General features: G+C 63.2%; 14 protein-coding genes. 9 read left to right on the top strand and 5 right to left on the bottom strand.

Annotated features, from left to right (window positions below; genetic code table 11):
• Nucleotides 1-7: 7 nt before the first annotated feature.
• The 3 genes from J3P88_RS11225 to J3P88_RS11215 all read right to left on the bottom strand — a co-directional run bounded on the left by J3P88_RS11225 (nt 8) and on the right by J3P88_RS11215 (nt 2,479).
• Nucleotides 8-1,309, bottom strand: coding sequence for an Nramp family divalent metal transporter (locus J3P88_RS11225; RefSeq protein ID WP_186710723.1), 1,302 nt, complete (start codon nt 1,307-1,309; stop codon nt 8-10).
• Nucleotides 1,310-1,461: 152 nt separating this feature from the next.
• Complete coding sequence (locus J3P88_RS11220) at nt 1,462-1,698, bottom strand: hypothetical protein (RefSeq protein ID WP_186710719.1); 237 nt, start codon at nt 1,696-1,698, stop codon at nt 1,462-1,464.
• Nucleotides 1,691-2,479 (bottom strand): MlaA family lipoprotein, encoded by a 789-nt coding sequence (locus J3P88_RS11215; RefSeq protein WP_434575234.1) that lies wholly within the window; start codon nt 2,477-2,479, stop codon nt 1,691-1,693. Before J3P88_RS11215 ends, J3P88_RS11220 begins: the two co-directional genes overlap by 8 nt.
• 79 nt (nt 2,480-2,558) lie before the next feature.
• Here J3P88_RS11215 and J3P88_RS11210 point away from each other — a divergent pair, with 79 nt between their 5' ends.
• The 5 genes from J3P88_RS11210 to kefC all read left to right on the top strand — a co-directional run bounded on the left by J3P88_RS11210 (nt 2,559) and on the right by kefC (nt 7,400).
• Entirely contained in the window at nt 2,559-2,777 is a 219-nt protein-coding gene (locus J3P88_RS11210; protein WP_434575232.1) for a hypothetical protein, read from the top strand.
• A 41-nt stretch (nt 2,778-2,818) separates the two neighbouring features.
• Entirely contained in the window at nt 2,819-3,529 is a 711-nt protein-coding gene (locus J3P88_RS11205; protein ID WP_186729669.1) for a response regulator, read from the top strand.
• Nucleotides 3,526-4,872 (top strand): ATP-binding protein, encoded by a 1,347-nt coding sequence (locus J3P88_RS11200; RefSeq protein WP_434575230.1) that lies wholly within the window; start codon nt 3,526-3,528, stop codon nt 4,870-4,872. The genes J3P88_RS11205 and J3P88_RS11200 overlap by 4 nt, the downstream gene beginning before the upstream one ends.
• Nucleotides 4,873-5,050: 178 nt before the next feature.
• Nucleotides 5,051-5,572: a glutathione-regulated potassium-efflux system oxidoreductase KefF gene (gene kefF / locus J3P88_RS11195; RefSeq protein ID WP_434575228.1), complete on the top strand. Its 522-nt coding sequence runs from the start codon at nt 5,051-5,053 to the stop codon at nt 5,570-5,572.
• A gap of 1 nt (nt 5,573) precedes the next feature.
• Complete coding sequence (kefC, locus tag J3P88_RS11190; RefSeq protein ID WP_434575226.1) at nt 5,574-7,400, top strand: glutathione-regulated potassium-efflux system protein KefC; 1,827 nt, start codon at nt 5,574-5,576, stop codon at nt 7,398-7,400.
• Between the two features lie 6 nt (nt 7,401-7,406).
• Here kefC and J3P88_RS11185 read toward each other — a convergent pair whose 3' ends face one another.
• Entirely contained in the window at nt 7,407-8,375 is a 969-nt protein-coding gene (locus J3P88_RS11185; RefSeq protein WP_434575224.1) for a GlxA family transcriptional regulator, read from the bottom strand.
• 91 nt (nt 8,376-8,466) lie between these two features.
• Between J3P88_RS11185 and J3P88_RS11180 the strand changes: the two genes are divergently transcribed.
• Nucleotides 8,467-9,249, top strand: a complete 783-nt coding sequence (locus tag J3P88_RS11180) for an MBL fold metallo-hydrolase (protein ID WP_434575222.1) — start codon at nt 8,467-8,469, stop codon at nt 9,247-9,249.
• On the opposite strand, the gene J3P88_RS11175 is transcribed toward J3P88_RS11180, so the two are convergent.
• The gene (locus tag J3P88_RS11175; RefSeq protein ID WP_434575220.1) at nt 9,246-10,106 is read right to left on the bottom strand and encodes an aldo/keto reductase family oxidoreductase; all 861 of its coding nucleotides are present in this window, start codon (nt 10,104-10,106) and stop codon (nt 9,246-9,248) included. The genes J3P88_RS11180 and J3P88_RS11175 overlap by 4 nt on opposite strands.
• Before the next feature lie 100 nt (nt 10,107-10,206).
• On the opposite strand from J3P88_RS11175, the gene J3P88_RS11170 reads away from it, so the two are divergent.
• The 3 genes from J3P88_RS11170 (at nt 10,207) to J3P88_RS11160 (ending at nt 13,843) form a co-directional block, all read left to right on the top strand.
• A complete protein-coding gene (locus J3P88_RS11170) occupies nt 10,207-11,163 on the top strand; it encodes a LysR family transcriptional regulator (protein ID WP_186710701.1) in 957 nt (318 codons plus the stop codon).
• A gap of 1,097 nt (nt 11,164-12,260) precedes the next feature.
• Nucleotides 12,261-12,944 carry an SOS response-associated peptidase family protein gene (locus J3P88_RS11165; protein ID WP_434575219.1) on the top strand — a complete coding sequence of 228 codons (684 nt, stop codon included), beginning with the start codon at nt 12,261-12,263 and terminating at the stop codon, nt 12,942-12,944.
• Nucleotides 12,945-12,961: 17 nt separating this feature from the next.
• Complete coding sequence (locus J3P88_RS11160; RefSeq protein WP_434575217.1) at nt 12,962-13,843, top strand: NmrA family NAD(P)-binding protein; 882 nt, start codon at nt 12,962-12,964, stop codon at nt 13,841-13,843.
• The last annotated feature ends 26 nt before the right edge of the window (nt 13,844-13,869 follow it).

The following is a 13,869-nucleotide window of genomic DNA, read 5'->3' as shown; positions in this document are numbered from 1 at the left end:
CCGGGCCTCAGGTAAACAGATCGACTCCCAACTGGAACGCAACCCACAATGCCAGGCCTGTGGCAAACACCAGCGCGATGTTCTCGAACAGGTTGTTGCGGTATTCCTTGCCCAGCAAGGACTTCTGGTTGGACATGATCAAAAGGCCCAGGGAAATCACTGGCAAGCCGACGATGTTCAGCGCGTTGACGCCGATGGTCAGCGTGACGAAGTCCGGCATGCCCGGCAGCGACCAGATCAGTGGCGTCACCAGGATGAACAGCATGAACCATTTGTGCATCGGGTCACGGTGGAACTCTTTGCCGTAACGCTCCCGGCGCTCGGGGCGCACATGCTGGAAGGCGTCGGTGATGAGCATCGGGAACGCCGTGGTCTTGCCCGAAATGCTGGCGAACAGCGTGGCGAACACACCCACGAAGAATACGTACCAACCGATCGGACCAAAGAATATTTCCAGGGCCTTGCCCAGGTCGCCCAGGGTTTTGACCTCGATGCCGTTGGGTCGCAGGATTTCCGCGCCGACGATCCAGATGGCCAGGTTGATGATGATCCCGACAAACACCGCAAACAGCAGGTCGTTGCGCTGGATACGCTTGTGCTCAGGTCCTACCCAGCCCTTCTGGCGCATCACATACGGGTGAACGAAGTTGGCGATGGAACCGGCCACTGCGCCGATCACCGAGACGGCCACCAACAGCGCGCCATGCACGCCTTCATCGGGCGGAATGCTGAAGCCGATGGTGCCTTTGACGATGCCGGCGACATCCGGGCCGGACATCACCGCCAGGGCCAGGAACGCCAGCGTCATGATCGCCAGCAGCCCTTTCATCACGCCTTCGATCATCGAATAGATATTGCGCCCGACGAGCATCCACACCGCCAATACCACCGCCACCGAACACAGCAGCGGGTAGTCGATCTTGAGCAGCATGGCCAAGGCCTCACCGGCCCCCTTGATCATGTAGGCATTCATCAGGTGCCCCATGAGCAGCGCATACACCAGCAGGAACCAGGCGAAAAACGGATTGAGCTGGGCATACCCCTGCAGGATGGTCATGCCCTGGTTATTGCAGAGCTGGAAACGCGCGATGATATTGACGATCAGGTAGCGCAGCAGCAGAGAGACCGCCAGCACCCACATCATCGCGTAGCCGTAGTTCGCGCCGGCCACGGATGACGTGATGAGGTCGCCGGCGCCCAGCCAGGAAAGAACGGCGATGATGCCGGGGCCGAGAAGCTTCAGCAGGCGTACGAAACGGCCTTGCACGGGCGCCGCAGCTTGTTCCTCAGCGGTAGGAATGCTCGTCATGGGTGAATCTCCGTTTATTTTTTTTGTAAGAAACGGCCACAGTCGAACATATTAGATACGACGTCGTACAACCATTATTAATCCGTAATTATGTATAAATATTTCACGGCATTTGCGCTCAAAATGCCGTTGTATTAAGCAGCAGATTGCCACTAACCCCTCATCTGTTCGCCGTTATCGATCATCCAGCGCACTATCGCCGCCAACGGCACCCGATGTTGCCGTAGGGCGCACCAACCGAGACGTTGATGGCGATACAGCTCGACATAATGGTTGAGCAGCACGTGGCTACCGTCCTCGGCCAACCGCAGTTCCACCTCACGGCAATGCAATGCATCCGGCTGAAGCAAACGCATTCGCCGATGCAAGACCAGCGCCTCGTTACTCATCAGCGGCCCCTTCCTCCTGGCATTGCGGATTGTCCTCCACCACCGACCCCAACTTGCCCTGGGCGACAAGATCGGCACGCCGCTGCGCCGTGGCATCGCGAAGGGCCGCGTAGTAGTCCGCTTCGGTCTGCAATTGATCGGTGGTTGGCAACGCCTCGGCACGGCCATCGACAATGCCGCCGACGGTGTTGATCGTGCCCAGGGTCTCGACCGTGCTGCTGTTGTCGCCGAACGGGTCGACGGCAAAGCTCAGCACTTTACCCGTCGCATCCCGCAGGTTGGCGCTGCCCAGCAGTGGCAGTTCCAGGATGGGCCCAGGGGCGAGGTTCCAGACGCCGAAGGTCTGGCCGAAGTCGGCCTTGTGGCGCTCGATGCCCAGTTTGCCCGACACGTCGATCAGCCCGACGATGCCCGCCGTGGAGTTGATGACGAAACGGCCCAGTGTGTTGACCGAGCGCTGGGCATTGCCTTGCAGCAAGTCGTTGATGAACACCTTGGGCTCGCCGAAGTTCGCCACGAAGTTATGCACCCCGGCCTGGAACATCTCCGGCAGCTTGCGATAACCACGGGCCACCGGTGCCAGTGCGTAGTCATCCACGGTTCGGTTGAAGGCGAAGATGCCACGGTTGACGGGTTCGGCGGGATCGTAAACGGTGTAGGTCGCGCTTTCACACGAGCCTGGTTTTGCGGCTGGCGTGCTGGAGCAACCACTGGCGAGTGCCGCCAATACAACCACGACGGTGGAGCGAACGAACAACGGAACGGGCTTGGTGATCGGCATACGGGATGATCTCGGCGAGGATTGGGATGCTGCATAGGCCGGTCAAAAAGCCAAACACCACCCTCTGTGGCGAGGGAGCTTGCTCCCGCTGGGGCGCGAAGCGGCCCTAAAAAGCGGTGAGCGCTTCGCACTCAAGCGGGAGCAAGCTCCCTCGCCACGGGTTCAGCGTTGGCTGGCTGTTCAACTGACCGACATCAAGGCCATCCTGCCGCCGTTTTTTTGCCCACAGATTTCCACAATATTGCCCGCCGGCAACTTTGTTTCCGGGTTGAAATATATGACGCAGGCCCTGGATTGACCCTAGTATTCCCCCTGTATTCATTACCCTGCGTGCCCACCGTGAGCCATTTACTACTGGTGGACGATGACCTCGAAGTCCTCGCCCTCTTGCGCAAATTCCTCGAACAACATGGCTATAGCGTGGACGTGGCCGCCGACGGCAATGCCCTGTGGCAAGCGGTGGAACGCCAAGTGCCGGACCTGATCATCCTCGACGTCATGTTGCCGGGGGACAACGGCCTGGTGCTGTGCCAACGGCTGCGGGCCGAGCACACGGTCGGCATCATCATGCTCACCGCCATGGGTGAATTGAGCGACCGCGTCGTCGGCCTGGAGCTGGGAGCGGACGATTACCTGACCAAGCCGTTCGACGCCCGGGAGTTGTTGGCCCGGGTGCGTGCCGTGCTGCGGCGCACCGGTGAAGCCAGGGCCACGCTGAACGACTCGTCCCGGCCAATCCTGGAGTTTGAAAACTGGCAGCTGGACGTCACCCGCCGCGAGTTGCGCTCACCGGACAAGGTCATGATCCCGCTGTCCAGCGGCGAGTTCGAATTGCTGCTGGTGTTTGCCGAACACCCGCGCCGGGTGCTGACGCGCCAGCAGTTGCTGGACCTGGCCCGTGGGGAAACCTTCGAGGCGTTCGATCGCAGCATCGACGTCCAGGTCAGCCGCCTGCGACGCAAGTTGGAAACCGACATCCCCGGCGCCTCGATGATTCGCACCGTGCGTAACAGCGGCTATCTGTTCAGCCCCCACGTGGTGAAGCGATGAAGCGCTCGCGCCCAGGCATTCATCGACCAAGGGACACGGTGGCGCGCTGGATCGCCCTGACCACCATGATCGCCATGCTGACCCTGCTCGCCCTCAACGAGCTGTTCAGCCTGCTGGCCGGTGCCTGGGCGCGCCCTCCCCTGATGGAAACCGGCCTGATGGAAAGGGCCGCCACCATCACCCGCATCATCGACTCCGTCGCCGCTGAACAACGGCCGGCGATTGCCAAGGCCGCTAGCAACCAGGCATTCAACGCGCAATGGCTACAACGCCATGAGGATGCCCGGCTACCGGTGATCGATGACCCGGAATTCAGCGAAGGCTCGGCGCTCCTGCGCCAGCAATTGGGCCGACCGGACGCCAGGATCGAAGCCTACGAACCGGCCGACTGGCCGGCCAACCAAGCGGATGCGCGCTACGCGGTGATCATCGAACTGGCCGACCATTCCTGGGTGATTTTCTCCGTGCCATCGCGCAGTTGGGGGCTGGGCGAATGGGCGCGCAACCTGATCATCATCGCGCTGATCCTGCTCTCGACGTTTATCGTCGCGCTGATCGCCACCCGGCACTTGGCCGCACCGCTGGAACGCTTTGCCGAAGGTGCGCGGCGCTTTGGCGTCGACCACCAGGCGCCGCCGATTCCGGTCATCGGCCCCCACGAAATCCGCCAGGCGATCCTCGCGTTCAACGCCATGCAGGCCCAGCTCAAGCACTTCCTGCAGGACCGCACGCAGATGCTCGCGGCCATCTCCCATGACCTGCGCGCACCGTTGACCCGCATGCGCCTGCGCGGGGAGTTCATCGAGGATGCCGAGCAGCAATCGCGCCTGTTCCGGGACGTGGATGAAATGCAGGCGATGGTCAATTCCGCCTTGGAGTTCTTTCGCGACGATGCCCGGCTGGAACATGCCACCGCGTTCGACCTGGCCGAACTGCTGCACACCATCGTCGATGACCTCAAGGACGCCGGCACCGAGGTCGCATTCGAAGGCGCCCAGCGCTTCGTGTACGTCGGCCGGCCCATCGGCATCAAGCGTGCCTTGGTCAACCTGATCGACAACGCGATCAAGTATGGCGGCGAGCCGACGGTTCGGCTCCAAGCCGACGCCCACCGGGTGGACATTCGCATCCTCGACCGAGGGCCGGGCATCGATGCCCAACACCTTGAGCAGGTCTTCACGCCATTCTTTCGCATCGAAGGCTCGCGCAACAAGCACACCGGCGGCGTCGGGCTGGGCCTGTCGGCGGCCCGGGCGACCGTGCTGGAGCATGGCGGGACGCTGACCCTGAGGAACCGCAAGGGTGGCGGGTTGGAGGCCAGGGTCTCGCTGCCGCTTGGCTGAAGTGTCCCGATGCATCGATCCGCGCTAAACAATCAGCGCCTTCCTCGGTAGGATGTCGGGCCTTTCCGGCCTGGCCCTGCCTGGGAAGGCGCTCTTGTTTGTATCGCTCGGCTCCATGTGCCATCGCTCACGCTCACGACAGACAAGAATCGACGGAGCCAAACCAAGGAATTCACCGATGATTCTTATCATTTATGCGCACCCCTACCCCGACAAATCGCGGGTCAACCAGCAGATGCTCAAGCGAGTATCCAGCAATCCGGACGTGGTCATACGTTCGCTGTATGCGCTTTACCCCAACTTCGATATCGATGTCGAAGCGGAACAGCGAGCAGTGGAGCAAGCGGAGCTGGTCGTCCTCCAGCACCCGATGTACTGGTACAGCACCCCGCCGCTGCTGAAACTGTGGATCGATAAAGTCTTCACCCACGGCTGGGCCTATGGCAAAGGCGCCACGGTGCTCAAGGACAAGCGGTTGCTGTGGGCCGTGACCACGGGTGGCGAACAGGATCATTTCCAGATCGGCGCCTACCCGGGCTTTTCGGCGTTGGCCCAACCCCTCCACGCCACGGCCATTTATTGCGGCATGCGCTGGCTGGAACCCGTTGCGGTGCATGGCGCGTATGCCGCCGACTCCGAGGCCCAACGCGCCCAAATCGAACATTACGGCAAACGCCTGGCCGCCTGGAAGGAAGATTGAGATGGAGACGCACAGCCTGATTGAAATGCTGATCTACCTGGCCTCGGCGACGCTGATCGTACCGATTGCCGTTCGGTTCGGCCTGGGCCCGGTGCTGGGTTACCTGCTGGCCGGGTGCATCATCGGCCCGTGGGGGCTGAAGCTGATTACCGATGTAAAGGCGATCCTGGAGTTCGCTGAAATCGGCGTGGTGCTGATGCTGTTCATCATCGGCCTTGAACTCGATCCCAAGCGGCTCTGGGCCCTGCGCCGGATGGTCTTCGGCGGCGGCGCCTTGCAGATGCTCGCCTGCGGCGGCGCGATCGCAACGTTCTGCGCGGCCCTGGGCCTGAACTGGACGGCGGCGCTGCTGGTCGGCCTGACCCTGAGCCTGTCCTCCACGGCCATCGCCATGCAGGCCATGAGCGAACGCAACCTGACCGCCACCGCCGTCGGCCGCAGCAGTTTTGCCGTGCTGTTGTTCCAGGACATCGCGGCCATTCCCCTGGTGGCGATGATCCCGTTGTTGTCGGCCCACGGCGACACGCCATCGGGCACCGCATTGTTGCTGTCGATTGGCAAAATCGTCGCCGCCATCGCCATCGTCGTACTGCTGGGGCGCTACGTGACGCGACCGCTGCTGCGCTTCGCCGCACGCTCAGGCTTGCGCGAGATTTTCAGCGCCGTCGCACTTTTCCTGGTGTTCGGCTTCGGCTTCCTGCTGGAGGAAGCCGGCTTGTCGATGGCCATGGGCGCATTCCTCGCCGGCGTGCTGCTGGCCAGTTCCGAATACCGCCATGCCCTGGAAAGCGACATCGAGCCGTTCAAGGGCCTGCTGCTGGGTCTGTTTTTCATCGGCGTCGGCATGTCGATCGATTTCGGCACGTTGATCAACGCACCGCTGAAAGTCATCACCCTGACCCTGGGTTTCATCCTGATCAAGTTGCTGGTGATCAAGACCATCAGCCGCTTCTTGAATGTCCCTGCCGGCCAGCGTTCCTGGCAAGCGGTGTTGCTGGGCCAGGGCAGCGAATTCGCCTTCGTGGTGTTCGGTGCCGCGACGCTGGCCGGGATCCTGACCGACCAATGGGGCAAGAGCCTGACCCTGGCGGTGGCGTTGTCCATGTGCCTGACGCCTCTGCTGATCCTGCTGCTGGATCGCTTCGAGTCCGTCACCCAGAAAAACAAGCGCGAATCCGACCTCGTCGACCAGCAGAATCCCCGCGTGATCATCGCTGGCTTCGGCCGCTTCGGGCAGATCGCCGGACGCCTGCTGATGTCCTGCGGCGTCGACGTGGTGGTTCTGGACCACGACCCTGACAACATCGAGACGCTGCGCAAATTCGGCGTGAAAGTCTTTTATGGCGATGCCACGCGCCTCGACTTGCTGCACGCAGCCGGCGCGGCCCAAGCGGTGGTCTTGATCAACGCCATCGACAACCAGGAAGACAACCTGACGCTGACCCGACTGGCCCAGGAACATTTCCCGGCGCTGCAGTTGATCGTACGGGCGCGGGACATGGGCCACCTCATCATCCTGCGGCAGATGGGCGTGGAGGCGGCCGAGCGGGAGACCTTCGAGAGCGCGCTGTCCTTAGGTCGCAGCGCGCTGGAGCGCATGGGCGTCGGGGCTTACGAAGCGCGTGAGCGCGCGGATCAGTTCCGCCGATTGAACCTCAAGATGCTGGAGGAAATCGTCGCCCAGCCGGAAGACGACCTCAAGTTCCGGCATGACGCCTACCGCCGCGCCAACGCGCTGCTCACGGAGATGTTCAACGAGGACCGTGCCCACCCCGTGGACAACTGGCCGGAACACCATCGCAACGAAACCGACAAGACGCCGGGCTGACCGACGTCACACACGCCCGAACTTGCGTCGGTATGCCATCGGCGTCAGCCCGGTCAGCGCCTTGAACATGCGCTGCAAGTTGGAGCTGCTGCTGAAACCCAGCTCGGCGCCGATGCTGGCCAGGGGCAGCGAGGTCAACGTCAGGCGCTCGCTGACCTGGTTCAACTTGATGCGCCGGGCGTAGGCCGCGACGGCCTGCCCCGTTTCACGGCTGACCTTGCGCGCCAAGGTGCGCTCGGACACCGCCAGCGCGCTTGCCAGGGCCTGCACGGTGATCCCCTCGGCCGGCATCTGCTCGATCAACCCATGCAACTGCCGCAACCATCCGCTGGGTTGCTCGATCAGCGTGCTGCCCTGGAACGCCGCATGGGGAATGGCCGGGCGCGGTAGCACCATGAGCCGGGTGATGTCGCGCAGGACGTCGCTGCTGACGCTGCGCTCGATGAGTTGTTCGGCGATGGGCAGGTAGCCGTTCACCCCGGACGCGGTCGCCGTGCGCGCGTTGAACACGCAGTTCTGTTCGCTTTGCCAATGAACCTTTCGGTATTGCTGTTGCATCGCTTGCGCCAGCCACCAGGTCACCGTCGCGCCCTGCCCGTCCAATCGACCGCTGGCGGCCAGCAGGCAGACACCGGTGCAATAGGACCAGAGCTGCAGTGCTCGGGCTTGCTTCGACAACGCGCTCAAAAGGGCTGTCTGCTCGGTCAGGACGGCATTCACCTGCTCGGCCGATTCGGCCCAGAAACCGGGAACCAGGACCGCATCCAGCCCGGCGTTTTCCAGGGCCGCTTCCGCGTGCAGGGTCACGCCATGGGCGCACACCACCGGCCCGGCCTGCAACGCGATGTAGCGTGCCTCGAACAGCGCCCGCCCTCGCCTGCGGTTGGCGGCGTGCAGCAGATCGGCAAAGGCGAACAGGCCGGCAGGCATGCAGCCGGGAAACAGGAGCAGACCGATGCGGAGTTTTTGGGTCATGGCATGAAACGAATCAAAGATGTCAGATCCGGCCATTATGCACACCGGGCCGGATCGGCACCATGAAGCGCTCGCTCAATAGGAACGCCTCATGAACATCCAGCAGATCCGTAACGCCACGATCCTTCTTGAATTCGGCCCCTATCGCGTGCTCGTCGACCCGATGCTGGCGGACAAGGGCACGCTTCCACCGCTTCGACTGTTTGGTGCCAACCAGCGCAATCCGCTGGTGGCGCTTCCGGCGTCAACAGCGAAGGACCTGGAGACGGTCACGCACTGCCTGATCACCCACTGCCAGAAAGGCCATTTCGATCATCTGGACCGCGCGGCCAAGCGCTGGCTGAGGGAAAGACAGATCCCCGTCATCTGCACACCCCATGACGCCCCGTACCTGGCCAAGCGTGGCTTGAACGTCCAGCCACTTGCCCAGGCACATGACCAGCCCAACCCCTTCCTGGGTGGCACCATTCGCTCTGTGAGATGCACCCATGGGCTGGGCCTGGTGGGCAAGTTGATGGAGCATGGGGTCGGCTACCTGATCGAGTTGCCCGGCGAACCGAGTGTCTACCTCACCGGCGACACCGTGCTCACCCCCACCGTGCGCGAATTCGTCTTGCGCCACCAGCCGCAGGTCAGCGTGGTGCCGGCAGGCGGGGCACGGTTCGATATCGGCGGCGACATCATCATGGGCATCGACGAGACGCTGGAATTCACCCGCCTGAGCCGAGGGACCGTGGTGGCCAATCACCTGGAAGCGATCAGCCACTGCCCGACGACCCGCAAGGCCTTGGCCGAGGCTGCCGCACTGGCCGGTGTCGCAAGCCGGTTGTTGATACCGGAGGATGGCGAGACGTTGGTGTTCCAGGCGGCCTAGATTGCATCCAGCTCGGCGAGCAGTTGCGCAGGAATCGTCAGCGCACTCGCCGAGAGGTTTTCCCGCAGGTGCGCCACGGACGATGTGCCGGGAATCAACAGGATATTCGGCGCGCGTTGCAGCAACCACGACAGGGCCACGCACAGCGGTGACGCCTGCAAGCGCGCCGCCACGCTAGACAGGGTTTCCGATTGCAGTGGCGTAAACCCACCCAGCGGGAAGAATGGCACGTAGGCGATGCCCTGCCGGCCCAGGTCGGCGATGAGTTGTTCGTCGTCGCGATGGGTCAGGTTGTAGTGGTTCTGCACGCAGACCACCTCGGCAATGCCCTGGGCCTCCCTGACCTGTGCCGCCGTGACGTTGCTCAGACCCAAGTGGCGGATCAGGCCTTGGCGCTGCAGCTCGGCCAGTGCCGTGAAGGATGCCTCGATGGAGTCTTCGGTGGGCGAATGCAGGTCGCCCCACACCCGCAGGTTGACCACGTCCAGGACCTCCACGTCGAGGTTGCGCAGATTATCGTGGACCGCACGGGTCAATTCGGCGGGGCTGTGGGCCGGGTTCCAGGACGCGTCGTTACCGCGCACGGCACCGACCTTGGTCACGATGACCAAGTCCTGGGCGTAAGGGTGCAGCGCTTCACGGATCAACCGGTTGGTGACATGGGGCCCATAGAAATCGGCGGTGTCGACGTGGTTGACCCCACTCGCCAACGCTTCGCGCAGCACGGCGACGGCGGCGGCCGGATCTTTCGGCGGGCCGAAGACCTGGGGCCCCGCCAACTGCATCGCGCCATAGCCCATGCGATTGACCGTGCGCTCGCCCAATAAAAAGTTGCCCGCCTTGTCTGCAATGTTCATCTCGTAGCCCTCGGATCGATGTGAGTGGGCCGACTATAGGCGTTGACCATTCCCGTGATAATCAGGTGCAATCAGCACGGGTTGTACGGTGGAGAGAACAATGGCGACGGATATTCAAGACTTGCTGGCCTTCGTGGCGGTGGTCAACGCGAAGGGCTTTCGTGAAGGCGCACGGTTGAGCGGCAAGTCCGCGTCGAGCCTCAGCGATGCCGTACGGCGGATGGAAAGCCGGCTCGGCGTGCGCCTGCTCAACCGCACCACCCGCAGCGTGGTGCCGACCGAGGCCGGTGCCCGGTTAATGGAGCGCATCGTGCCGGCCCTGGGCGAAGTCGAGGCGGCGATGGACGTGGTCAACGATTTTCGCGACCGGCCATCGGGCACCCTCAGGCTGAACGTGCCCGTCAGCGCCGCCCGGCTGGTGTTGCCGGCGATTATCACGCCGTTCCTGAAAAGCTATCCCGACATCCGCCTGGAAGTGGTCACCGAAGAGAGTTTCGTCGACATGCTGGCCGCTGGCTGTGACGCGGGGATTCGCTACGACGAACGCCTGGAGCAAGACATGATCGCCATCCCCATCGGCCCGCGGTTCCAGCGCTTCGCCACGGCCGCGGCACCGGCGTACCTCGACGCCCGGGGCCGGCCCGAACATCCACGGGACCTGCTGGGGCACGCCTGCCTGACGGGCAAGTTTCCCAGCGGCGCCCTGCCCTTGTGGGAATACGAACGTGACGGCGAAACCGTGAGCGTCGACCCGAGCGGCCCGTTGATCGTGCGCATCGGCGGCGCCATGGACCTGGCGGTGCAGGCGGCGGTGGATGGGCTGGGCATTGTCCACCTGTTCGAGGACTGGCTACGGCCCCACCTGGACAGCGGCGCCCTCGAACCGGTGCTCGAACCCTGGTGGCAACGCTTCACCGGGCCGTTCCTCTACTACCCCGGGCGGCGCTACTTGCCTTCGCCGTTGAGGGCGTTTATAGACTTCATCCATGCACAACGCCGTGGGAGCGAGCCTGCTGCTCGCGAAGGCGGCGGCACATTCAGCATTGATGCAAGCTGATCCACCGCTTTCGCGAGCAGGCTCGCTCCCACCGGGGGCTTGGCGGTGTAGCTGAGAATCCTGACCCACCACAACTCCATTGTGGGAGCGAGCCTGCTCGCGATGGCGGCGGCACATTCAGCATTGATGCAAGCTGATCCACCGCTTTCGCGAGCAGGCTCGCTCCCACAGGGGCTTGGCGGTGTAGCTGAGAATCCTGACCCACCACAACTCCATTGTGGGAGCGAGCCTGCTCGCGAAGGCGCCGGCACATTCAGCATTGATGCAAGCTGATCCACCGGTTTCGCGAGCAGGCTCGCTCCCACAGGGGCTTGGCGGTGTAGCTGAGAATCCTGACCCACCACAACTCCATTGTGGGAGCGAGCCTGCTCGCGAAGGCGCCGGCACATTCAGCATTGATGCAAGCTGATCCACCGCTTTCGCGAGCAGGCTCGCTCCCACAGGGGGCTTGGCGGTGTAGCTGAAAATCCTGACCCACCACAACTCCATTGTGGGAGCGGGCTTGCTCGCGAAGGCGCCGGCACATTCAGCATTGATGCAAGCTGATCCACCGCTTTCGCGAGCAGGCTCGCTCCCACAGGGGCTTGGCGGTGTAGCTGAAAATCCTGACCCACCACAACTCCATTGTGGGAGCGGGCTTGCTCGCGAAGGCGCCGGCACATTCAGCATTGATGCAAGCTGATCCACCGCTTTCGCGAGCAGGCTCGCTCCCACCGGGGGCTTGGCGGTGTAGCTGAAAATCCTGACCCACCACAACTCCATTGTGGGAGCGGGCTTGCTCGCGAAGGCGCCGGCACATTCAGCATTGATGCAAGCTGATCCACCGCTTTCGCGAGCAGGCTCGCTCCCACCGGGGGCTTGGCGGTGTAGCTGAAAATCCTGACCCACCACAATTCCACTGTGGGAGCGAGCCTGCTCGCGATGGCGTCAGTGCATCCACCCCAATTGCCCGCTCGTCTCCCCGCCGCAAGGATTTTCGAACCAAGCATTTCGCCACGGGTTCGGACCTACATGACACCGCTGAAAGCCACGGCAACCACGGTTTGAACGGCGGGTACATCAAGGCTTCTTCGCGTTTCACTGCCGGAGTTTTCGCTATGTGTGACGGTCTGGTTCAACATGTTTCTTCAAAAGATTCCCTGGCATATTTCGCCCAGCGAGACACCTCCGGCAGCCGTTTCGGTACATCCGTCACGCCCCTGGACCTGTACGAGACAACGCCGCCCAAGGCCCAGGAGCGGCACAGCCTGGTCAAGCCCAACATGCAGGTCAGCGCCATTCGCCGTCGCGGCGGGCACTTGGAATGCATCAAGGTTCGCTGGGGCTGGTCGCCGATCTGGTCGGTGGGCACCATGCCCCCGCTGACGCACCTGCCCCTGCACTTGGTCATGCGTTCCAAGGTATTCGATCCCATCAAGCATGAAGGCCGCGTGCTGGTCGCCGTGGAGGGCTGGTATGAGTCGCAAGCACCCGCCTCGCCGTCCCAGGCGCCACGCCTCGCCTACCTGACCGCTCGGCAATCGGCGCCGATCTTCCTGGCCGCTCTGGCCCAGGCCAGTGAGACCTCGTTTGGCTGTGACGGCCTGGCCCTGGTGACCTATGGCGACATCGCCAACCAGCAACAACGAGTCCTGGCCTTCAGCGCCGACGACGCTCTCGACTGGCTGGAGCCCGATCTGGGATGGGAACAGGCACAACAACTGGTCGCACGCCTGAACGGCACGCAACCGCCCCTTGAACCGGCGCAAACCAGCCAACGTCCGGCCCAGGGCGGCCTTTGATTCCAGGAGATGAAGCCATGTACGTGATCATGGGCGCCACCGGCCACGTTGGATCGGCCACGGTCCGGGGCTTGCTGGCCCCAGGGCATGCCGTGATGGTCATGACCCGCGATGCCAGCCACGCCGCTGAATGGCACGCCAGGGGCGCTCAAATCGTCGAAGCCGATGCTGAAAATGTCGAGTCATTGCGTGCCGCCTTTCGGCTCGGGCGCAGGGCCTTCATTCTCAACCCGCCCGCCGCACCCAGTACCGATACCGACGCGGTGGAACGGCGCACGGTCGCCAACATCCTCGCGGCCCTCGACGGCTCGGGGCTGGAGAAAATCGTCGTGCAATCCACCGCCGGCGCCCAGCCCGGTGAGCGCATCGGCGATCTCAGCGTCTTGTGGGAACTGGAAGAAGGCGTGCGCAACCAGTCGATCCCGGCGGCGATCAATCGCGGGGCTTACTACATGAGTAACTGGGACAACCTGCTCGACACCGTCCGCGAGACCGGCAAGCTGCCCACGCTGTTTCCCGCCGACCTGGCGTTTCCCATGGCGGCGCCCCGGGACTTGGGTGAGGTCGCCGCCGCGCGCTTGCTTTCGCCGATTGACGACGTTGGCGTGCGTCATGTGCAAGGGCCTCGCCTGTATTCGCCCAACGATGTGGCACAGGCGTTTACCCAGGCACTCGGCCGGCCGGTCGAGGTCCAGGTGATCCCCAGGGACCAATGGGAAAGCCATTTCCGGAGCCTCGGCTTCAGCCCCGCTGCGGCGCAATCCTATGCGCGCATGAGCGCCGTCAGCCTCGACAGCGGCTTCGAGGTGGGCGACGACGCGGCCCTGCACGGCACCACGACGCTGGAGGCCTACATCCAGGCGCTGGTGCAAAATCATGGCCTGGAAACGCACGGCTAAAGGAATGCAGGAACGGCGCGGCAATG

It is taken from the genome of Pseudomonas sp. Z3-6, from assembly GCF_051131985.1.
Lineage (GTDB): Bacteria > Pseudomonadota > Gammaproteobacteria > Pseudomonadales > Pseudomonadaceae > Aquipseudomonas > Aquipseudomonas zanjanensis.
The sequence above is the reverse complement of the archived record's forward strand: the minus strand, read 5'-3'. Positions and strand labels throughout refer to the sequence as shown.

Bases quoted from the DNA above. Each gene is read 5' to 3' on its own strand.
- J3P88_RS11225 (WP_186710723.1), bottom strand. From the start codon at position 1,309: ATGACGAGCATTCCTACCGCTGAGGAACAAGCTGCGGCGCCCGTGCAA.
- J3P88_RS11220 (WP_186710719.1), bottom strand. From the start codon at position 1,698: ATGAGTAACGAGGCGCTGGTCTTGCATCGGCGAATGCGTTTGCTTCAG.
- J3P88_RS11215 (WP_434575234.1), bottom strand. From the start codon at position 2,479: ATGCCGATCACCAAGCCCGTTCCGTTGTTCGTTCGCTCCACCGTCGTG.
- J3P88_RS11200 (WP_434575230.1), top strand. From the start codon at position 3,526: ATGAAGCGCTCGCGCCCAGGCATTCATCGACCAAGGGACACGGTGGCG.
- kefF (WP_434575228.1), top strand. From the start codon at position 5,051: ATGATTCTTATCATTTATGCGCACCCCTACCCCGACAAATCGCGGGTC.
- kefC (WP_434575226.1), top strand. From the start codon at position 5,574: ATGGAGACGCACAGCCTGATTGAAATGCTGATCTACCTGGCCTCGGCG.
- J3P88_RS11185 (WP_434575224.1), bottom strand. From the start codon at position 8,375: ATGACCCAAAAACTCCGCATCGGTCTGCTCCTGTTTCCCGGCTGCATG.
- J3P88_RS11180 (WP_434575222.1), top strand. From the start codon at position 8,467: ATGAACATCCAGCAGATCCGTAACGCCACGATCCTTCTTGAATTCGGC.
- J3P88_RS11175 (WP_434575220.1), bottom strand. From the start codon at position 10,106: ATGAACATTGCAGACAAGGCGGGCAACTTTTTATTGGGCGAGCGCACG.
- J3P88_RS11170 (WP_186710701.1), top strand. From the start codon at position 10,207: ATGGCGACGGATATTCAAGACTTGCTGGCCTTCGTGGCGGTGGTCAAC.
- J3P88_RS11165 (WP_434575219.1), top strand. From the start codon at position 12,261: ATGTGTGACGGTCTGGTTCAACATGTTTCTTCAAAAGATTCCCTGGCA.
- J3P88_RS11160 (WP_434575217.1), top strand. From the start codon at position 12,962: ATGTACGTGATCATGGGCGCCACCGGCCACGTTGGATCGGCCACGGTC.